This is a genomic window from Klebsiella sp. CN_Kp097 (genome assembly GCF_040064495.1).
Classification (GTDB): domain Bacteria; phylum Pseudomonadota; class Gammaproteobacteria; order Enterobacterales; family Enterobacteriaceae; genus Klebsiella; species Klebsiella aerogenes.
On sequence record NZ_JBEAIL010000021.1, the window covers coordinates 17,235 to 36,723 of the forward strand.

General features: G+C 54.9%; 19 protein-coding genes. 9 read left to right on the top strand and 10 right to left on the bottom strand.

The window, feature by feature from the left end; translation table 11 throughout:
• Positions 1-55: 55 nt before the first annotated feature.
• Positions 56-1,120, top strand: a complete 1,065-nt coding sequence (locus ABLV07_RS17895) for a rhodanese-related sulfurtransferase (RefSeq protein WP_015705028.1) — start codon at positions 56-58, stop codon at positions 1,118-1,120.
• On the opposite strand, the gene ABLV07_RS17900 is transcribed toward ABLV07_RS17895, so the two are convergent.
• From ABLV07_RS17900 to mdtH, 7 genes are all read right to left on the bottom strand, one after another.
• Positions 1,106-1,219, bottom strand: a complete 114-nt coding sequence (locus tag ABLV07_RS17900) for a YceO family protein (protein ID WP_015367210.1) — start codon at positions 1,217-1,219, stop codon at positions 1,106-1,108. The two genes, ABLV07_RS17895 and ABLV07_RS17900, sit on opposite strands and share 15 nt — an antisense overlap.
• Positions 1,220-1,277: 58 nt before the next feature.
• Positions 1,278-2,396 carry an N-methyl-L-tryptophan oxidase gene (solA, locus tag ABLV07_RS17905; protein ID WP_087877325.1) on the bottom strand — a complete coding sequence of 373 codons (1,119 nt, stop codon included), beginning with the start codon at positions 2,394-2,396 and terminating at the stop codon, positions 1,278-1,280.
• A 124-nt stretch (positions 2,397-2,520) separates the two neighbouring features.
• The gene (gene bssS, locus ABLV07_RS17910) at positions 2,521-2,775 is read right to left on the bottom strand and encodes a biofilm formation regulator BssS (protein ID WP_015367208.1); all 255 of its coding nucleotides are present in this window, start codon (positions 2,773-2,775) and stop codon (positions 2,521-2,523) included.
• 304 nt (positions 2,776-3,079) lie between these two features.
• A complete protein-coding gene (gene dinI / locus ABLV07_RS17915) occupies positions 3,080-3,325 on the bottom strand; it encodes a DNA damage-inducible protein I (protein WP_015367207.1) in 246 nt (81 codons plus the stop codon).
• Between the two features lie 73 nt (positions 3,326-3,398).
• Complete coding sequence (pyrC, locus tag ABLV07_RS17920; protein WP_087877324.1) at positions 3,399-4,445, bottom strand: dihydroorotase; 1,047 nt, start codon at positions 4,443-4,445, stop codon at positions 3,399-3,401.
• A gap of 130 nt (positions 4,446-4,575) precedes the next feature.
• The gene (locus tag ABLV07_RS17925; protein WP_015705031.1) at positions 4,576-5,136 is read right to left on the bottom strand and encodes a lipoprotein; all 561 of its coding nucleotides are present in this window, start codon (positions 5,134-5,136) and stop codon (positions 4,576-4,578) included.
• Positions 5,137-5,250: 114 nt separating this feature from the next.
• Positions 5,251-6,459 carry a multidrug efflux MFS transporter MdtH gene (gene mdtH / locus ABLV07_RS17930; RefSeq protein WP_015367204.1) on the bottom strand — a complete coding sequence of 403 codons (1,209 nt, stop codon included), beginning with the start codon at positions 6,457-6,459 and terminating at the stop codon, positions 5,251-5,253.
• A 227-nt stretch (positions 6,460-6,686) separates the two neighbouring features.
• Between mdtH and rimJ the strand changes: the two genes are divergently transcribed.
• From rimJ to murJ, 4 genes are all read left to right on the top strand, one after another.
• Positions 6,687-7,271 carry a ribosomal protein S5-alanine N-acetyltransferase gene (rimJ, locus tag ABLV07_RS17935; protein WP_015367203.1) on the top strand — a complete coding sequence of 195 codons (585 nt, stop codon included), beginning with the start codon at positions 6,687-6,689 and terminating at the stop codon, positions 7,269-7,271.
• 9 nt (positions 7,272-7,280) lie between these two features.
• On the top strand, positions 7,281-7,928 hold the full coding sequence (locus ABLV07_RS17940) for a YceH family protein (RefSeq protein ID WP_151585159.1): 648 nt from the start codon (positions 7,281-7,283) through the stop codon (positions 7,926-7,928).
• Between the two features lie 2 nt (positions 7,929-7,930).
• Positions 7,931-8,854 (top strand): Gfo/Idh/MocA family oxidoreductase, encoded by a 924-nt coding sequence (locus ABLV07_RS17945; protein ID WP_015705032.1) that lies wholly within the window; start codon positions 7,931-7,933, stop codon positions 8,852-8,854.
• Positions 8,855-8,967: 113 nt separating this feature from the next.
• Complete coding sequence (murJ, locus tag ABLV07_RS17950) at positions 8,968-10,503, top strand: murein biosynthesis integral membrane protein MurJ (RefSeq protein ID WP_047063658.1); 1,536 nt, start codon at positions 8,968-8,970, stop codon at positions 10,501-10,503.
• A gap of 55 nt (positions 10,504-10,558) precedes the next feature.
• On the opposite strand, the gene ABLV07_RS17955 is transcribed toward murJ, so the two are convergent.
• Positions 10,559-11,773: an MFS transporter gene (locus ABLV07_RS17955; RefSeq protein WP_015705033.1), complete on the bottom strand. Its 1,215-nt coding sequence runs from the start codon at positions 11,771-11,773 to the stop codon at positions 10,559-10,561.
• A 109-nt stretch (positions 11,774-11,882) separates the two neighbouring features.
• Here ABLV07_RS17955 and ABLV07_RS17960 point away from each other — a divergent pair, with 109 nt between their 5' ends.
• Positions 11,883-12,821, top strand: a complete 939-nt coding sequence (locus ABLV07_RS17960) for a LysR family transcriptional regulator (protein ID WP_015367198.1) — start codon at positions 11,883-11,885, stop codon at positions 12,819-12,821.
• A 39-nt stretch (positions 12,822-12,860) separates the two neighbouring features.
• Here ABLV07_RS17960 and rne read toward each other — a convergent pair whose 3' ends face one another.
• A complete protein-coding gene (rne, locus tag ABLV07_RS17965) occupies positions 12,861-16,088 on the bottom strand; it encodes a ribonuclease E (protein ID WP_063443652.1) in 3,228 nt (1,075 codons plus the stop codon).
• A gap of 825 nt (positions 16,089-16,913) precedes the next feature.
• Here rne and rluC point away from each other — a divergent pair.
• Complete coding sequence (rluC, locus tag ABLV07_RS17970) at positions 16,914-17,867, top strand: 23S rRNA pseudouridine(955/2504/2580) synthase RluC (RefSeq protein ID WP_072205245.1); 954 nt, start codon at positions 16,914-16,916, stop codon at positions 17,865-17,867.
• A 40-nt stretch (positions 17,868-17,907) separates the two neighbouring features.
• On the opposite strand, the gene ABLV07_RS17975 is transcribed toward rluC, so the two are convergent.
• A complete protein-coding gene (locus tag ABLV07_RS17975; RefSeq protein ID WP_348853522.1) occupies positions 17,908-18,492 on the bottom strand; it encodes a nucleoside triphosphate pyrophosphatase in 585 nt (194 codons plus the stop codon).
• A gap of 141 nt (positions 18,493-18,633) precedes the next feature.
• Here ABLV07_RS17975 and yceD point away from each other — a divergent pair, with 141 nt between their 5' ends.
• Together yceD and rpmF are read left to right on the top strand one after the other, a co-directional pair.
• Positions 18,634-19,155 carry a 23S rRNA accumulation protein YceD gene (gene yceD / locus ABLV07_RS17980; protein WP_015705036.1) on the top strand — a complete coding sequence of 174 codons (522 nt, stop codon included), beginning with the start codon at positions 18,634-18,636 and terminating at the stop codon, positions 19,153-19,155.
• 16 nt (positions 19,156-19,171) lie between these two features.
• Positions 19,172-19,345 (top strand): 50S ribosomal protein L32, encoded by a 174-nt coding sequence (gene rpmF, locus ABLV07_RS17985; protein WP_000290724.1) that lies wholly within the window; start codon positions 19,172-19,174, stop codon positions 19,343-19,345.
• Positions 19,346-19,489 lie beyond the last annotated feature (144 nt).

Sequence of the window (19,489 nt, forward strand, 5' to 3'; positions counted from 1 at the left end):
GCTATATGATGCCCGCCGTTTATTTTACTCATTTCCTATGTCGAGCAGGTACACCATGCCAGTGTTACACAACCGCATTTCAAATGAGACGTTAAAGGCGCAGATGCTGGCTGAGACCGAGCCGCGCACGACGATCTCGTTCTATAAATATTTCACTATCGTTGACCCGAAAGCGACCCGCGACGCTCTGTGGCTGGCGTTGACTAAGCTGAACGTCTTTGGCCGCATCTATCTGGCCCATGAAGGTATCAATGCGCAGATCAGCGTGCCGGAAAGCAAGGTCGCAGCGCTGCGTGAATTTCTCGATAGCTTCGATCCGGCGCTAAAGGGGTTACGTCTGAACATCGCGCTGGATGATGACGGTAAATCCTTTTGGGTCCTGCGCCTCAAGGTCCGCGACCGCATTGTGGCCGACGGTATTGATGACCCAACCTTTGATCCCTCTGATGTGGGCGAGTATCTGAAAGCGGCGGAAGTGAACGCGATGCTGGACGATCCGGACGCGGTATTCATCGATATGCGTAACCATTATGAGTACGAAGTCGGTCATTTTGAGAACGCGATGGAAATTCCGGCGGATACCTTCCGCGATCAATTGCCGAAAGCGGTTGAGATGATGCAGGAGTACAAAGACAAGAAGATTGTCATGTACTGTACCGGCGGTATTCGCTGTGAGAAAGCCAGCGCCTGGATGAAGCATAGCGGTTTCAATAAGGTGTGGCACATCGAAGGCGGGATTATCGAGTATGCGCGCCGCGCCCGTGAACAGGGATTGCCGGTACGCTTTATTGGTAAGAACTTTGTCTTTGACGAAAGAATGGGCGAGCGTATTTCTGATGATGTGATTGCCCACTGCCATCAATGCGGCGCACCATGCGACAGCCACACCAATTGCCTGAACGACGGCTGCCATTTGCTGTTTATTCAGTGCCCGGCTTGTGCCGAGAAATTTGCCGGTTGCTGCAGCGAAGCCTGTATGGAAGAGCATAAACTACCGGAAGAGGAGCAGCGCAAACTGCGGGCGGGGCGAGAGAATGGCAATAAGATTTTCAATAAATCCCGTGGTCGTCTTAATACCAAATTAGGTATCCCGGATCCCGACCCGTCAGTAAAACCATAACCAGATGAGGTCGATTACTGCTAGCAGCAGCCACAGCGCGAGATAAATCATAAAGTGCTCGCGCACATTGTTGACTAACCAGTGATACAGGCGACGCATAAACGTTCTCAATCAATAAACGGCCTCCATTGAGGCCGTTTCGTTTTATGGCTGGCTATTATTGTGAAAATCGCGCTAGCGAGAAGGGAGTCAAATCAAACTCCGTCGTTTCACCTTGCGCAAATTGCGTCGCAATTTCGCCAAGTACCGGGGCAAATTTGAAACCGTGACCGCTTAAACCGGTAATGAGTAATGTGTTGTCGTGACCGGGAAGGGTATCAATGATGAAATCTTCATCTACCGTATTATCGTACGTACAGGAGGCGCCGTGCAGGCAGCCGCCAATTCCGGGCAGCACGTTGCGCAGGAAGTTGAACGACTCAGACCCATCGCTGGCGACAGCGCCAAACGGTTTCCGCTCGCCCGGTTTGGAAATCAGCTGGCCGCCATTGTGTTTGCCGATCTTCAATTCGTTGTCTTCCGCCGGGAAGCCATAATACTGATCGCCATTCGGTAGTTCGCCGGTGAAAGCAGGGAAGTTATTTTTCGTGCTATAGCGACCATCGGCCTGGAACCAGGCGAAGACTTTACGTACCGGTTGAATGGGCAGTTCCGGCAATAATTTCGTTACCCAGGTTCCGGCGCTGATCAGCAGTTTTTTGCCATTGTAACTGCCGTCAGCGGTATCGATGGTCACGCCATCGGCATGATGATGGATCGCGGTCACCGGACAGTTGAAGAGCTGGGCACAACCCGCCTCACGCGCCAGCCGGATCCAGGTTTCAACCGCCAGTTCGCTGCGTAACACGCCGGAAGCCGGCTCAAAAATTGCCCGATAATCTTGTGGGATACGAATCTCCGGCCAACGCTTCATGACAGCTTCAGCGTCCAGTTCCTCTACGTTAAGCTTAAACTGACGCGCGCTGTGGGCCACGTTATTGAGAAAATCGGAGCTGGCCGGGCCCAGGTTAATGACGCCGGTTTTTTCGAATACGGCCTCGCCGCTGTCTTGCGCGAATTCGTCCCATAGCTGCTGGGCACGTAGCACCAACGGTACGTATTTTTCGCCCTCGCCATAAGCGTGACGAATCAGACGCGTGTTGCCATGGTGGCTGCCTTCCTGATGCGGCGGTTTGTGGGCATCGGTCATCAGGACATTCAGACCGGCGCGACGGGCGTAATAGCCAGCGGCAGCGCCAACGGAGCCGCTACCGATAATGATGAGGTCGTATTGCATGGTGAGTTCCGGGTTATTGTTTTATTAGCAGGGTAATTAACATCTGCCGGATGTACAAGCGCGAAAAATAATTCAGGCACCCGCAGGTGCCTGTTCAGTGAATATTTAGACATCATCGGTGATGCTAATGTCTGCGATACTCATTTGCCTGGTAATCGCCAGATTCTATCTTCGCTATTCCTGCTTCCAGAATAGAAATAAACTGACGTGCGACGTCCGTCGTTAGCCATAGCGTCTGGCCAATTTCTGCTTCTTTATCGCTTTCTTGGGTGGGGTTTTGGTAGTGCAGGCGCAACATCAGCGCATCGTAGCTATCAACGGTGCTGATGTCCCATCCGACGAGGGGATGGGTCTGGATGACTTCATTATTCTTTTCCATCATAACCCCTTATTCATATGTTAAAAGACAACAATTCTCGAGGTTTAATGCTTGTTTTCTGAAGCAGGTTAATTATATCAGCAGTTAAGTACAAACTCGAGAAAATAAATAAATAGCGACAAATTTTGCGCTGATTGGCGGTTTTTTGCGCGAGTTTCGTCCTGGGTCTCATTATTTTTTAAGGAATTTATCAGGATATTAAGGAAAGTCTTAGTTATAAGCGGAGATAAAAAAGCCGGGGCGACCCGGCAAAAAAAAGCACAATGAGGGAGCAAATTGATTTTGCGTAAGCAGACCTGGAGGCTTAGTCGTGGATAAACCAGTCGTCGGCGCTTTCCCAGGTTTCCTGCAGGATTTCGCTAATCCGGTCTTTGTCTTCTTTCAGGCCACCGATGACAGATAAATTATTGCCGGCGGCATAACGTACCGTGACCTGGTTTTCACGTTCAGGGTAATAGTGAGCGATACGCTTAGCGAGTTCGTTATTCAGCGCTTCCAGCGCGCCGTTGGGTAAGGCTGTGGTTTTGGCAATTGACACTTCGATGCGCATAATGGCCCCCTGGGTAATATACTGTTTATTTATACAGTAACGCTTGCACATTTACAACAGGGGGCAAAAAACTTTATTTTTTCATCGTCCAGCGCACGGTTTCGCCAGCCAGGAACGGTATCAGCGTATCGCCAGGAAGGGCGATGCTTTCGGCGACGGTACTCTCTTCGCGTACCAGTTCAACGTAGCTTTCATTCACCGGCAGGCCGTAGAAACGCGGGCCATTCAACGAGCAGAAAGCCTCAAAATATTCCAGCGCATTCATCTCTTCAAAGACGGTGGCGTAACTACCAAGCGCGGTCGGGGCATTGAAACAGCCCGCGCAGCCGCAACTGGCCTCTTTACGGTGGCGTGCATGCGGAGCGGAGTCGGTGCCGAGGAACGTGCGACTGAACCCGCTGGCGACCAGTTCACGCAGCGCCTGCTGGTGGATATTGCGCTTGAGGATCGGCAGGCAATATAGATGCGGGCGAATACCGCCAACGAGCATATGGTTGCGGTTAAACATCAGATGCTGCGGCGTGATGGTGGCGGCCAGCAGTTCGTTGCCGTCGCGCACGTATTCAGCGGCATCTTTGGTGGTGATATGTTCGAAGACCACTTTTAACCCCTGCAGCCGTTTGCGCAGCGGTTCCATCACTGTCTCGATAAAGCGCGCTTCGCGATCGAAGATATCGATATCAGCATGGGTAACTTCGCCGTGCACCAGTAGCGGCATGCCCAGTTTTTCCATCCGTTCCAGCACCGGCATAATGGCATCGGTGCTGGTCACGCCGTGACTGGAGTTGGTGGTGGCGTTTGCCGGGTAGAGCTTGGCTGCGGTGAACACGCCTTCATGGAAACCGCGCTCCAGTTCGTCCGGGTCGAGCGTGTCGGTCAGGTAGCAGGTCATCAGCGGAGTGAAATCATGCCCGGCGGGAATCGCATCGATGATGCGCTGGCGGTAAGCAATAGCAGCAGCGACGGTCGTTACCGGCGGTACCAGATTCGGCATCACGATCGCCCGGCCATAAAACTCACTGGTGTAAGGCACGACGGTTTTCAACATATCATCATCGCGTAGATGGATATGCCAGTCGTCAGGGCGGCGGATTTTCAATACCTGGGGTTGTGCTGTCATGGAAGGCTCCGGCTAATTGGTTCAGTCATCAGGGCTGTTTTTTGCCGGGCACTAAGGATAAGCGTAAACGTTTTCCTTTGCACTCATTTCCGTAAAAAATTAAGGGCGCCATATTCAGCGCCCTTATTGTTTAATCAGTGAAGGGGATGATTATCTCGCCCGGTTTCACTTCAATGCCTTTAGCGTATTTCTTCGCTAAGGCTTCACCGGTGCTGGCATCTTCACGCAGAACGTAGGCTGGTTGCTGATTGAAATAGCTGCGCAGCGACTGATTCAGATAAGGGATCAGCGTCTGTACCACGGAGGTGAGCTTTTCCGGCTTAACTTTCGCATCGACGACTTCCATTTCACGCAGATAAATCGCGCCTTGCTCTTTATTGAACACCGGCAGCGCTTTGAGCTTCAGGTCGATGGTCGCTTTCTGATTTCCAAACAGCGAATTCAGATCCAGATTAGCGGTTCCGCTCAACGACACCTTGTTCGGCTCTTCACGACCAATGGCGCTGGTCAGGTTTTGCAGCTCAATGTGCGCATCCGCTACGCCAGGCAGGCCGATATCTTTAGCGAAGTGATTACGTTTCTGCAGCGCCTGGTTAATCTCCTGCTCGCTAACGGAGTATTGCGTAAGCTGGTTACATCCGCTCAGAAGGCCGCTGACAATCAGCGCGGCCGCGATCAACATCTTTTTCATTGGGTTCCTTAACGTCATGCCATAGCTAATCCTGACACAAAGCAGCATGGTCTGCTAGCCCCGCTTGTACTAGCGGAAAATGCTGAAAAAAAGGATTACCACTTTGGCTGATTGTCAGGTGCGCGGTTCCAGCATGCCGGAAGCCGACCGTTTCTGGCTAAACTGCCACCATAGCGCAATGAAAGTTGCAAAGCCGATAATGCCCAGCATCAGCCACGGTAGTTCAGGTTGATTAAGCACTTTACCTGCATCAAACAGCCAGCCGCCGCCGGCATACCCCAGCGCGCCGCCAAATGCCAGACCAAGGCGGCTGAAACCCATATAGCTGCCGCGAGCGCGGGCATCAGCCAGTGAAGCGCCCAGCGTTTCGCGCGCAGGTTCGGCAATGATCGAGCCGATATAGAAAATACAGATTAAGGTAAACAGCTGCTGTAGCGTGCTGGTTAAGCCAATCGGCAGCATCGCCGCCGTCATCACCAGCAAACCCGCCATCAGACGATGCTCGAGGCGAAAACGTTTCTCGCTCCAACGGGCGATGGGATACAGCAGCGTCAGGGAGATTGTTGCCTCGATGGCATACATCCATTTCACCGCCGCCGGAGAACCCGCAATATCGTTAACCATAATCGGCAGCATGAGCATCACCTGCACGGCCAGCATGTAGTAACCGGTCAGGGTCAACACGTAAGTGACAAAGCGCTTATCGCGTAACACCAGCCCCAGTCCTTCGCGGATCGGTGTTTTGACCGTCGAGAGTTTCCATGCCGGCAGATACCAGGCGTTAAATGCGGCACAGGCAATAAAGAGCGCTGCCCCTGCGCTGCACACCAGACGGAAATCGTACTGTAATAGCCAACTGCCGAGAAGGGCGCCGATGACCGCGCCGGCGCTATCCTGCATCATCAGGATAGAGAAGAAACGACCACGTTGATGCGGGCGCACCAGTTTGACCACCAGCGCCGCTCGCGGCGGGTCGAACAGGGTGCCGCCGAGACCAGACAAAATGCATGAGAGCCAGAGCACCCAGGGCTCATGGGCGACGGCCATCGCCGCGAAACCGCCGGCGCGCATCAGCATGCCGGTGACGATCATCGGTTTGGCGCCGAAACGATCGGCAATCGCCCCACCGAAGATGCCTAAACCTTGTTGCACCAGCTGACGTAGACCGAGGGCGATACCGACCATCAGCGCCGCCCAACCCATTTGGTCGACAAAACGGATCGATATCAGTGGGAATACGACAAAAAAGCCGAGCACAACCAGCATGTTATCGACTAACAGGAAATATTTACCCAGGCTCCTTGCCTGCGATACGCGGGACATTTCCCCTCCAGGGAAAAAGAAAGATAAGCTTAGATATTCTGCGGGGGCGGCGGTTATTTTCCCAGCATACTGGCGACAATATTTTTTTATCAAAAAGCAAGATCGATTGAGCCTATTCATCGAAAAATGGAGATGGTGCAGAAAATGGTATGTTGCTGTTTTCCCACCTTCACTCAGGGAAGGTATAGTGAAAGATATTAGTTTGGGGCAGGGAACAGGAGTGAGGAATGTTTGGCTATCGCAGTAACGTACCCAAGGTGCGTTTGACGACGGACCGGCTGGTGGTGCGGCTGGTTCACGATCGTGACGCCTGGCGTCTGGCCGATTATTACGCGGAAAACAAGGGGTTCCTGAAACCCTGGGAGCCGGTGCGCGATGAAAGCCACTGTTATCCTTCCGGCTGGCAGGCACGATTATCGATGATTACGGAGTTTCATAAACAGGGTTCGGCCTTTTATTTCGCGCTACTCGATCCTGATGAGAAAGAGATTATTGGCGTAGCGAATTTCTCAAATGTGGTGCGTGGTTCATTTCATGCCTGTTATCTCGGCTATTCCATTGGTGAAAAGTGGCAAGGGCAGGGGCTGATGTTTGAAGCGCTGACCGCGGCGATTCGCTATATGCAACGTACGCAGCATATTCACCGTATCATGGCCAACTATATGCCGCATAACAAACGCAGCGGCGATCTGCTTGCCCGGCTCGGGTTCGAAAAAGAGGGTTACGCAAAGGACTACCTCCTCATTGATGGGCAATGGCGAGACCACGTATTGACGGCGTTAACGGCCACTGACTGGACACCAGGGCGCTAAGGAGAAAACATGAAATATCAGCTAACCGCGCATGAAGCGCGCATCATTGGTTGCCTGCTGGAGAAGCAGGTGACCACGCCGGAACAATATCCGCTATCAGTGAATGCTGTGGTTACCGCCTGTAACCAGAAAACCAACCGTGAGCCGGTAATGTCGCTGGCGGAAAGCGACGTCCAGGATTTGCTGGATGAGCTGGTCAAACGCCACTACCTGCGTACGGTAAGCGGTTTTGGCAACCGGGTGACCAAATATGAACAGCGCTTCTGCAATTCGGAATTTGGCGATCTCAAATTAACGGCGGCGGAAGTCGCCATTGTCACGACGCTGCTGCTGCGCGGTGCGCAAACGCCAGGCGAGCTGCGTAGCCGCGCGCAGCGGATGTATGAATTCCGCGACATGGCCGAGGTGGAAAGCACGCTCGACAATTTGGCCAGTCGTGAAGACGGTCCTTACGTCGCGCGCCTTCCGCGCGAACCGGGTAAACGCGAAAGCCGCTATATGCACCTGTTTTGTGATGACATGGATTCGCTCATCACCGTGGTCGAGGCGGTGTCGCCGCCGAATGACGATTTTCAGGCGCGCGTTGAGGCGCTGGAAAGTGAAGTCGCTGAGCTCAAAGTACGCCTTGATTCACTACTGGCTCATTTAGGAGAGTAACCGTGACGGCGAAATTACGTGTTGGCGTGGTTGGACTTGGCGGCATTGCGCAAAAGGCATGGCTGCCGGTGCTGGGCGCCGCTGATGGCTGGACGCTGCAGGCCGCCTGGTCGCCAGGAAAAGAGAAAGCGTTACGCATCTGCGAAACCTGGCGTCTGCCCTATGCCGACTCTCTGGATGCGCTGGCGGCGCAATGTGATGCGGTATTTGTCCATACCTCAACCGCTTCACATTATGAAGTGGTTCATCATCTGCTGAATGCAGGCGTTCATGTTTGCGTTGATAAGCCGCTGGCGGACAAGCTCAGCGAAGCCGAATCATTGGTTGAACTGGCGGCACGTCGGCGTTTAACGTTAATGGTGGGCTTCAATCGCCGCTTTGCGCCGTTGTATCGTGAATTGAAAGCGCATCTCAATGACGCGGCGTCATTGCGCATGGATAAGCACCGTAGCGATAGCGTGGGCAAAGAGCTGCGCTTTACCCTGCTGGATGATTATCTGCATGTTGTCGATACCGCGCTGTGGCTGGCGGGAGATAAAACGCGGGTGGACGGTGGGGTCCTGCAAACCACTTCTCAAGGGGAAATGCTCTACGCCGAGCATCACTTCAGCGCGGGGCAACTGCAGATCACCACCAGTATGCATCGTCGCGCGGGAAGCCAGCGTGAGTGGGTGCAAGCGGTGACCGATGGCGGACTGTATGAGGTGTGCGATATGCGCGAGTGGCGTGAAGAGCGGGGCAGCGGTATCCTGCAGCGCCCGGTGCCCGGCTGGCAAACGACGCTTGAGCAGCGTGGATTCGACGGCTGCGCGCGGCACTTCATTGAATGCGTGCAAAATCAGACGGTTCCGGAAACCGCCGGCGAGCAGGCGCTTTTAGCCCAGCGGATCGTGGAAAAGCTCTGGCGCGAGGCGATGAGCGAATAACTGGTTGTAACAACTGACAGTAGTAATTCATTGCGAACCCGGTAGACTATCGCCACTTTCCAGCGCCCGCTTTTGCGGGCGTTTTACTCCATGGGTTGTGGAATAAGACAGTAATGAATCTATTAAAATCATTAGCGGCAGTCAGCTCGATGACCATGTTCTCGCGCGTACTGGGGTTCGCCCGCGATGCTATCGTCGCGCGTATTTTTGGCGCCGGGATGGCGACCGACGCCTTTTTTGTGGCCTTCAAACTGCCAAACCTCTTGCGGCGTATTTTTGCCGAAGGCGCCTTTTCTCAGGCGTTTGTGCCGATTCTCGCTGAATATAAAAGCAAGCAGGGCGAAGACGCGACGCGGGTGTTCGTCTCCTATGTTTCCGGGCTGTTGACGCTGGTTCTGGCGCTGGTCACGGTGGCGGGGATGCTGGCGGCGCCATGGGTGATTACCGTAACCGCTCCGGGCTTTGCCGATACGCCGGATAAATTTGCCTTAACCACCCAGCTGCTGCGTATCACCTTCCCCTATATTTTATTGATTTCGCTGGCGTCGCTGGTGGGGGCGATCCTTAACACCTGGAACCGCTTCTCGGTTCCCGCGTTCGCGCCGACCTTCCTCAACGTCAGCATGATTGGTTTTGCCCTGTTTGCCGCGCCTTATTTTCATCCGCCAATGCTGGCGATGGCTTGGGCGGTCACGGTTGGCGGTATCCTGCAACTGGCGTATCAACTGCCGCATCTGAAAAAAATCGGTATGCTGGTTCTGCCGCGGGTTAACCTGAAAGATGCCGGGGCGATTCGCGTGGTTAAGCAGATGGGGCCGGCGATCCTCGGCGTCTCTGTCAGCCAGATCTCGCTGATTATCAATACCATTTTCGCTTCCTTCCTGGTTTCAGGTTCGGTCTCCTGGATGTATTATGCCGACCGTCTGATGGAGTTTCCCTCCGGCGTGCTGGGCGTGGCGCTGGGCACCATCCTGTTGCCATCGTTATCAAAAAGTTTCGCCAGCGGCAATCACGATGAGTACTGCCGACTGATGGATTGGGGGCTGCGTCTGTGCTTCCTGCTGGCCTTGCCCAGCGCGGTTGCCTTAGGCATTCTCGCTAAGCCGCTGACGGTATCGCTATTCCAGTACGGTAAGTTTAACGCTTTTGATGCGGCGATGACGCAACGCGCGCTGGTGGCTTATTCGGTTGGACTGATGGGGCTTATCGTCGTGAAGGTGCTGGCGCCGGGCTTTTACTCGCGCCAGGATATCAAGACGCCGGTTAAAATCGCCATTGTTACTCTGATAATGACCCAGGTGATGAACCTGGCGTTTATTGGCCCGTTGAAGCATGCCGGCTTGTCGCTGTCTATTGGTCTGGCTGCCTGCCTGAACGCCGCGCTGCTTTACTGGCAACTGCGTAAGCAGAAAATCTTCACGCCGCAGCCGGGCTGGCTCGTCTTCATGCTGCGTCTGGTCATCGCGGTGCTGGTCATGGCCGCAGCGCTCGTCGGCGTGATGTATCTGATGCCGGAATGGTCGCAGGGGACGATGCCGTTCCGCCTGATGCGTCTGATGGTAGTAGTGGTCGCCGGCGTTGTCGCCTATTTCGCGACCTTGCTGCTGCTCGGCTTCCGCCTGAAAGAGTTTGCCCGCCGCACGATTTAAATTCACCGTAACGTCGGGCCTGATTAACCCGTTCCGCTATGCGGAGCGGGTTTTTTTATCTCACGGCGCGTTCTGCGGCCTGTAGACGAGCATTTTCCAGCAGGCGGATAATCAGAGCAATCGCGCCGCTGCTCACCGCCAGAATCACCACACCGTTCCAGCCAGCCAGCACGTACAGTTTACTTCCCAGCACCGATCCCAGAGCCATTCCGATGAAGACCACGGTAAATAGCAAGGCGTTAAGCCTGCCGCGGGCCTGGGGCTCCAGGCTGTAAACCAGGTTTTGATGCGCCACCAGGCTCGACTGCAGACCAAGGTCAAAACCGATAGCCGATAACGCAATCAGCGCCAGTTGGCCGTGTACCGGCAACGCGGGCAGTAGCAACATCAGGGCAAAGGAGACGGTGACTAACGCCGCGCCGAGCTGGGTGACTCTCCCCGCGCCAACTTTATCCGCCAAACCGCCTGCCAGCGGTGCCGCCAGGGCGCCTGCTGCGCCAGCGATACCGAAGCCGCCGGCGACCGCGCTACCCATCTGGTAATGTTCGGCGAGCATCACCGCCAGCGTCGACCAGAACGCGCTAAAGGCGATAGACAAAAAGCCCTGGGCGAATGCCGCGCGGCGCAGCGCGGGATAGCGCTGCCACAAATGGGCCATTGACTTCAGCAACTGCGGATAACTGAGGGTAGAGTGGATCTCAAAACGCGGCACAACACGCCACATTAACAGGCCGATAAAGGCGATACTGACTGCCGCAGCCTGGTACATGACCCGCCAGCCAAATAGCGCGCCGACCAGCCCGCTGACGGTACGTGAAAGCAGGATCCCCAGTAGCAGGCCGGTCATCACCGTACCGACCATCTTCCCCTGTTTGCCCGCCGGCGCCAGAATCGCCGCCGCCGGGACAATATCCTGCGCCATGGTCGCCGCCATGCCAATCAGCAGGCTGACGACCAGTAGCGAGGTAAGCTGACCGGTCAGGCTGCAGAGTAGCAACAGTACCGCCAGCACGGCGCTTTTCAGCAGGATAAGCGTTCGGCGATCGTGGCGATCGCCGAGCGGCAGCAGAAATAATATTCCCAATGCATAGCCAGCCTGGGTCAGGGTGGGCACCAGCCCCATTCCTTCAACGCTGAGATGCAGGTTGGCGCCGATTAACGGCAGCAGCGGCTGGGCGTAGTAGATGGATGCGACGCTGAAGCCAGCGCCGAGCGCGAGAATAAAAATAACCCAGCCGGCCTGGCGGGGGGATAAAGGAAGCGGTGTCATGGTAGTGCCCTCGTAAATGCGTTGGCGCTATTGTTCCCTGAAGCAGACTGGCGCGGAAGATAGGGTAGTGGTAAAACGGTTATACGTAGCACGTATAGGCAAAATATAAATGAAGAAACAAGAGCGTATAGATCGGATTGAGCTGATGCGGACCTTTATTCGCATCGTCGAAGCGGGTTCGCTCTCGGCGGCGGCTCTGCAGATGAGTACGACTCAGGCGACCGTCAGCCGACGTTTGCAGTCGCTGGAGACGTTACTTGGCGCGAGGCTTATTCTGCGCACGACCCATGCGATGAAACTGACCGATGACGGCGAGCGCTGTTATCAACATGCGCGGCGGCTGGTGGACAGCTGGCTGGCGCTGGAAGATGATTTGCGCATCGAGGAGGACCGGCCGGTTGGCGTGCTGCGGGTGCGGGCGCCGCACGCTTTTGGCCAACAGCAGTTGCTGGGTCCGCTGGTGAGTTTTCTGCAGCGATATCCCGAGCTCTCCGTTGAGTGGATGCTGAATGATAAAACCGTCGATTTTCTTAGCGATAATATTGATTGTGCGATCCGCGTTGGCGCGGAAGTCGATCCATCAACGGTATCGGTACTGTTGGCTGTGGTTCCTCGCAGCCTGGTGGTTGCGCCTGAGCTATTGGCGCGCCATCCGGAACTCAGCGAACCGCAGGCGCTCTCCGCGCTGCCATGGGTCGCTATCAGCACCTTTTATCAGCATGAAGTCACGCTACAGCATCAGGTGGACGGGCAGTTGGTGAGTTTCCCGATTGTCCCTTGTCTGAGTACCGATAGCGTCTACGTTGCGCGTAACACCGCCCTGGCGGGGCTGGGGGCGGCAATTGTTTCCAGTTGGGCGGTGGAGGAGGATATTGCGGCAGGCAGGCTGATTGAGCCGTTTGCGCAGTGGCGGGCTTCGCCGCTGCCGGTGCATCTGGTTTATCCCTGGGCGCGCTATTATCCGACGCGGCTACGCAAGTTTCTCGATTTGATGCGCGAAGTGATGCCACAGGTGGCGGGGATGCAGCGCCCGGACGAGAAGAAATAAAAAAACCGGCCAGTTGGCCGGTTTTTTCGTTGAGCACCGTTACTCTACAGGCTGCGGACGGGTAGCTTCCGCCGTGGCTTGATGAGTGGCGCTATGGCCGCCTGCAGACCCTTTACCCTCAAAGGCAAACGGAGGACGAACCCAATCGCTTTGGCGCGGCGCTTCCGGCACGTATTCCGGAGCCGGTGCGCGGGTCATCGGCGCGGTCGCATGGCGAGTAGCGGTGGTCGCCGGTTGCGCTTTCACCACTGGCGCGGTGCTGATGACCGGCGTCGGTTCAATAACCGGCGCGGCTTCTTCAACGGAGGCAACGGTCGTTTCTTCGACAACAGTGGTTTCTTCTTCGGCAATCGTTGGCTGCGCAGTGACGGTTTCTTCAGTAGCTGGAGCAGGTGCGGTCTCAGTTTCTTCGACTACCGGCTCTGCTGGCTCACTGACTTCTGCCTGCGGCGCAACGCTTTCCGCAACAATTGCGGTCTCTTCAACCACCGCCGTTTCTTCGACGACCGGAGCTTCAACTACGGTCGCTTCTGCGGTCGGTTCGCTGGCCACTGCCGGTGCGACAGTTTCAGCTGCGACGGTTTCCGCAACGACAACCGGAGCGATAGTCTCCGCGACGACTGGCGTAATGATAGGCTCAACGTTGCTGGTTTCCTGTACCGGTAACTCTTCCTGCTGCTGATCCTGCGTACGAGCAATCGGATAGCGGATCCACGCTTTACCTGACGCCAGCTCAGGCGAGGCGCAGGCGACGGCCAGCGGCATCGGCGACTGGGTCGGATAACGCTCATCGCGGTAACGACGGCGACGTTGGCCGCTTACGCGCAGGTGGCGCGGAGAGCGACGTGAACGACGCGGCATACCGTTAGATTCACGAGCATCGCCGTTTTCATCCTGCTCAGCGGCAGTTTCAACGACGGCCGGCAGATCGACTTTTGCCAGTTCGGTACGCGGCGTAGTGGATTCCGCCTGCTGCTCGGCAACGGCTTCGACAACCTGCTCGGTTTCTGCTGATTCAAAGCGGACTTTCTGCGCCAGCTGACGCGGCTTACGACGCGGCATGCTCTGAACGCGCTCTTCCTGCTCGGTTTCCTGCTGTACTACCGGTTCTTCGCGGGTCTGAGCTTTCGCTTCCTGCTGTGCCTGACGCTTGTCATCATTATTACGACGACGGTTGCGTTCGCGGCGCGGTTGCTGTTGCTCATCGCGTGACTTGCCTTTATCAGACTCATCGCCCGCGTTTTGGCGAGATTCGCGCAGTTCAGCGTTCTGTGATTGTTTGTCACGACGATTACGGCGGTTCTCCTCGCGTGATTCACGAGGTTCGCGACCTTCTGTGTTTTCTCCGCGATTATCACGATTATCACGGTTGTCACGATTATCGCGGTTTTCACGACGGTCATTCCGATCGCGGCGATTATTAGAACGCGGTTTACGGCGCTCTTGCTGACGCTCAGGTTTCTCTTCAGTTTTTTGCTCGGCTTTGACTTCAGCCGGTTTAGCTTCTTCTGCGCCGGAGAAGATGTTTTTCAACGCGCCGAAGAAGCGGGACAGCAGACCGGGCTGGGCAGGCGTGGCTGTCTTCGCGGCAGAGGCGGCGGCGACTTTCGCTGCGGCCGGCGCGGCTGCGGTTTCTTCCTGTACCGGCGCAGGCGGCGCATCCGGCATCACGAAAGCAGCCAGCGCTGGCTCTTCGCGGCGTTTGCGTTCAGCCGGTTCTTCGTCAGACGGCATCGCCATCTCTTCTTCGTGCAGTTTCGGCAGCAAATAGCTCAGCGTGGAGGTTTCTTCGCCTTTACGCACGCGCAGTACGGAGTAGTGCGGGGTTTGCATCTCATCGTTAGGGACGATGATGACGCGAATGTCGCTCTGGCGGGTTTCAATCGCGCTGACTGCGGCACGTTTTTCGTTAAGCAGGTAAGAAGCGATAGGTACCGGAACGATCGCGTGGACTTCTTTGGTGTTCTCTTTCAGCGCTTCTTCTTCAATCAGGCGCAGGATAGAGAGCGACAGCGATTCGTTGTCACGCACGGTACCGGTGCCGCTACAGCGTGGGCACACGTGGTGGCTGGATTCGCCCAGCGACGGGCTCAGACGCTGGCGGGACATCTCCAGTAGGCCGAAGCGCGAGATATGGCTGATCTGGATACGCGCGCGGTCCTGGCGGACGGCTTCACGCAGGCGGTTTTCAACCGCACGCTGGTGGCGGACCGGGGTCATATCGATGAAGTCGATAACGATCAGGCCGCCAAGGTCGCGCAGACGCAACTGGCGCGCGATTTCGTCAGCCGCTTCGAGGTTAGTGTTGAACGCCGTTTCTTCGATATCGCCGCCGCGGGTCGCGCGAGCGGAGTTGATGTCGATAGCGGTCAGCGCTTCGGTGCTATCGATAACGATAGAACCACCGGACGGCAGACGCACTTCACGCTGGAACGCGGATTCAATCTGGGATTCAATTTGGTAGTGGCTGAACAGCGGGATTTCACCGGTGTACAGTTTGATTTTGCTGCTGAAATCCGGACGACCGAGGGCGGCGATATGCTGGCGCGCCAGCTCAAGCACTTTCGGATTATCGATCAGGATTTCGCCGATGTCCTGGCGCAGATAGTCGCGGAAGGCACGCACGATAACGTTACTTTCCTGGTGGATCAGGAACGGAGCAGGGCGGCTCTCAGCGGCTTTCTGAATCGCTTCCCAGTGCTTCAGGCGGAAGCTCAGATCCCACTGCAGCGCTTCAGCGGATTTGCCAACGCCCGCGGTACGCACGATAAGACCCATGCCGTCCGGCAGCTGAAGGCTCGCCAGCGCTTCTTTCAGCTCGGTACGATCGTCACCTTCGATACGGCGCGAAATGCCGCCGGCGCGAGGGTTGTTCGGCATCAGTACCAGGTAGCTGCCTGCCAGGCTGATAAAGGTGGTCAGCGCGGCGCCTTTATTACCGCGCTCTTCTTTATCAATCTGAACAATGACTTCCTGACCTTCGCGCAGAACGTCCTTAATGTTAGGGCGGCCATGAGCGCTGTAATTGGCTGGGAAGTATTCGCGGGCAATTTCTTTGAGGGGGAGGAAACCATGACGCTCAGCGCCGTAATCGACAAACGCGGCTTCAAGGCTAGGTTCAATACGAGTGATTTTGCCTTTGTAGATGTTCGCTTTTTTCTGCTCGTGCCCGGGGCTTTCGATATCCAGGTCGTACAGGCGCTGCCCATCAACAAGAGCGACGCGCAACTCTTCCTGCTGAGTTGCGTTGATTAACATTCTTTTCATCGTAACTTACTCATTATTCTTACATTGACGACTAAGCTACGGGCAGAGTAACGCCTTACCGGGTGAAAACCGATGGCCTCGAGTCTGGTTCACGTCGCCAACCTCACGGTTGTCGCGCGCTTAAGAGGCGCAGAGTGTCGGTCGCCTGTGTTTCAAACGGAAACACAGCGCAATTATTCAGGGGAACAGCCTGGGATGTATCACCAGAGAATATTCCATTTATACACTTCATCCTTTAAGTGATTTCGCGTTGGCCGCGCTTGTTCACCTCAATCGATTGCTTGTACAACCGACTGAAGATTCTCTCTTTTGCAGCCTTGACGCACCTCAAACGATGTTGCGTATATTCTCATCGTCTCTCACGTCGCAGGAGTAATGGCTTAACCTGTTCACCTCAATCGGAGGATTCAGATGAACTCCCGGTGGTTCCGGAGTCGACGCCGTCCTGCCACGCAAAAATCTTATAGAGCCTGTGCCGGTAAGGACTGCAACCCGCAGCCCGCTAACTGTCTGAAAGATCAATACGTCTTACGCCATTGCTGCGTGGATGATCGGTCAGACAAAATTGGTCATTCCGCTAATTTCTTGTTCTAACAAGTGTCAACACGGAAAACGGCTTCATTATTCCATTGCTAACCTTGTTATAGCAAGTTCACTTTTACCTTTTATCACCGGGTTACTCACAGTTTTTTCACCAGCGTCTACAGATTGTTCTAATAACAAACAAAACGCCGATGAAGCATGCGATGAAAACCGGATACTGATAAATATAAGCATATAAAAATGAGTGGCGCTAATGCCCTCGGCTATTTAGAATCGCCGACCATGAAAACTGAGACTCCAACCGTAAAAATGGTTGCCATTTCCGCCGATGAAGCGGGGCAACGTATCGACAACTTTTTGCGTACGCAACTTAAAGGCGTACCGAAGAGCATGATTTATCGCATCCTGCGTAAAGGCGAGGTGCGGGTGAACAAAAAACGCGTCAAGCCGGAATATAAACTGGAAGATGGCGATGAAGTGCGTATCCCGCCGGTGAGGGTCGCCGAGCGCGAAGAAGAGGCCGTTTCGCCGCATCTGCAAAAAGTGGCGGCGCTGTCGGATGTTATCCTCTATGAAGACGATCATATCCTGGTGCTGAATAAACCTTCCGGTACCGCGGTGCACGGTGGTAGCGGTCTGAGCTTCGGCGTGATTGAAGGGCTGCGCGCGCTACGCCCTGAGGCCCGTTTCCTGGAACTGGTCCACCGTCTCGATCGTGATACCTCAGGCGTTCTGCTGGTAGCGAAAAAACGTTCGGCGCTTCGCTCGCTTCACGAGCAACTGCGTGAGAAAGGGATGCAGAAGGATTATCTGGCGCTGGTCCGCGGTCAGTGGCAGTCCCACACGAAGGTGGTACAAGCGCCGCTGCTGAAAAATATTCTGCAGAGCGGCGAGCGCATCGTGCGCGTGAGCCAGGAAGGTAAGCCTTCCGAAACGCGCTTTAAAGTGGAAGAGCGTTACGCGTTTGCCACGTTGGTACGCTGTAGCCCGGTTACCGGGCGTACGCATCAGATTCGCGTTCACACGCAGTATGCGGGACATCCTATTGCTTTTGACGATCGTTATGGCGATCGCGAGTTTGACAAGCAGCTTTCAGGGACAGGTTTAAACCGTCTGTTTTTGCATGCGGCAGCGCTGAAGTTCACTCATCCAGGCACCGGTGAAGTGATGCGTATTGAAGCGCCGTTGGATAACCAACTGAAACACTGCTTGCAGGTTTTGCGCAATAGCAAATAAGCACAGCGGCGGATTCATACTCCGCCGCTTTCTTTTATGGCTAGCTAAGCAGCGGGTTAAAGCCTTCCCGGCGCAACATCTGGCATAGCGCTATCAGCGGTAATCCAACCAGCGAATTAGGATCGCGTCCTTCCAGTCGCTCAAATAGCGTGATGCCTAAGCCTTCGCTTTTAAAACTGCCGGCACACTGCAGAGGGTTCTCTTTACAGATATAGGCCTCGATCTCCTGATCGCTTAAATGACGAAAATGGACATCGAAGGGTTCGCATTCCGTTTGCAGGTGTCCGTTGGCGGAATTGTAGAGCGCAAGCCCGGTATAAAAAGTGACAATCGTGCCGCTGGCTTTGCGTAGCTGACGGTGAGCGTTTTCTTCAGTGTGCGGTTTACCGGTGATTTCGCCGTCTAAGACGCAAACCTGATCGGAACCTATAATAAGGTGCTGAGGGAAGCGGGATGCCAGCGCCTGGGCTTTGGCTTGCGCCAGACGCACAACCAACTGGCGAGCGGATTCGCCGGGCTGAGGCGTTTCGTCAACCTCCGGCGCCGCGCATTCGAACGGCAGCGTGAGTTTTTCCAGCAGCATCCGCCGCCACGGCGAGGTTGAGGCCAGGAGAAGATTAGACATATTTTTTCATCCACATATAGCGCTTCGCAGAGCATCATTTTAAACTATGCGCCGCAATGTGTGCGAATAAATGGCAAAAGGCAACCTGAGGCTGCCTTTTTCTTTGACTCTATGACATTACAAAGTTAATATGCGCGCCCTATGCAAAAGGTAAAATTACCCCTGACTCTCGATCCGGTTCGCACGGCTCAAAAACGCCTTGATTACGAGGGTATCTACGCCCGTGATCAGGTTGGCCGTGTCGCCGATTCAGTCGTCAGCGTGGACAGTGATGTGGAATGCAGTATGTCGTTCGCTATCGATAACCAGCGTCTCGCCGTTATTACCGGTGATGCGAAGGTGTCGGTAACCCTCGAATGTCAGCGTTGCGGGAAACCGTTCCCTCATCATGTTCACACAACGTATTGTTTCAGCCCTGTCAGAAATGACGAACAGGCAGAAGCACTACCGGAAGCGTATGAGCCGATTGAGGTTAACGAATTCGGTGAAATCGATCTGCAGGCGATGGTTGAGGATGAAATCATTCTTTCCTTGCCGGTAGTTCCGGTGCATGATTCTGAACACTGTGAAGTGTCCGACGCGGACATGGTCTTTGGCGAACTGCCTGAAGAGGCACAAAAACCAAACCCATTTGCCGTATTAGCCAGCTTAAAGCATAAGTAATTGAGGAGTAAGGTCCATGGCCGTACAACAGAATAAACCAACCCGTTCCAAACGTGGCATGCGTCGTTCCCATGACGCTCTGACCGCAGTCACCAGCCTGTCTGTAGACAAAACTTCTGGTGAGAAACACCTGCGTCACCACATCACTGCCGACGGTTTCTACCGCGGTCGCAAGGTAATCGCTAAGTAATCACGCCTTACTCCGTGGATTTCACGTTGCAAGAAAACGTAGTCAACGTCCTTGTAACGTGAAAGACAAGAGTAAAAGCGTGGTGAAGCTTAGTGAGGATCTCCCCAGGTAACTGGGGAATAACCGAACCGGGCAGCGACGATA

Coding starts and splice junctions, on each gene's coding strand:
- ABLV07_RS17955 (WP_015705033.1), bottom strand. CDS start 11,773: ATGACACCGCTTCCTTTATCCCCCCGCCAGGCCGGCTGGGTTATTTTT.
- ABLV07_RS17960 (WP_015367198.1), top strand. CDS start 11,883: ATGAAGAAACAAGAGCGTATAGATCGGATTGAGCTGATGCGGACCTTT.
- rimJ (WP_015367203.1), top strand. CDS start 6,687: ATGTTTGGCTATCGCAGTAACGTACCCAAGGTGCGTTTGACGACGGAC.
- mdtH (WP_015367204.1), bottom strand. CDS start 6,459: ATGTCCCGCGTATCGCAGGCAAGGAGCCTGGGTAAATATTTCCTGTTA.
- ABLV07_RS17895 (WP_015705028.1), top strand. CDS start 56: ATGCCAGTGTTACACAACCGCATTTCAAATGAGACGTTAAAGGCGCAG.
- rne (WP_063443652.1), bottom strand. CDS start 16,088: ATGAAAAGAATGTTAATCAACGCAACTCAGCAGGAAGAGTTGCGCGTC.
- ABLV07_RS17940 (WP_151585159.1), top strand. CDS start 7,281: ATGAAATATCAGCTAACCGCGCATGAAGCGCGCATCATTGGTTGCCTG.
- solA (WP_087877325.1), bottom strand. CDS start 2,396: ATGCAATACGACCTCATCATTATCGGTAGCGGCTCCGTTGGCGCTGCC.
- yceD (WP_015705036.1), top strand. CDS start 18,634: ATGCAAAAGGTAAAATTACCCCTGACTCTCGATCCGGTTCGCACGGCT.
- rluC (WP_072205245.1), top strand. CDS start 16,914: ATGAAAACTGAGACTCCAACCGTAAAAATGGTTGCCATTTCCGCCGAT.
- rpmF (WP_000290724.1), top strand. CDS start 19,172: ATGGCCGTACAACAGAATAAACCAACCCGTTCCAAACGTGGCATGCGT.
- ABLV07_RS17975 (WP_348853522.1), bottom strand. CDS start 18,492: ATGTCTAATCTTCTCCTGGCCTCAACCTCGCCGTGGCGGCGGATGCTG.
- murJ (WP_047063658.1), top strand. CDS start 8,968: ATGAATCTATTAAAATCATTAGCGGCAGTCAGCTCGATGACCATGTTC.
- dinI (WP_015367207.1), bottom strand. CDS start 3,325: ATGCGCATCGAAGTGTCAATTGCCAAAACCACAGCCTTACCCAACGGC.
- ABLV07_RS17925 (WP_015705031.1), bottom strand. CDS start 5,136: ATGAAAAAGATGTTGATCGCGGCCGCGCTGATTGTCAGCGGCCTTCTG.
- ABLV07_RS17900 (WP_015367210.1), bottom strand. CDS start 1,219: ATGCGTCGCCTGTATCACTGGTTAGTCAACAATGTGCGCGAGCACTTT.
- bssS (WP_015367208.1), bottom strand. CDS start 2,775: ATGGAAAAGAATAATGAAGTCATCCAGACCCATCCCCTCGTCGGATGG.
- pyrC (WP_087877324.1), bottom strand. CDS start 4,445: ATGACAGCACAACCCCAGGTATTGAAAATCCGCCGCCCTGACGACTGG.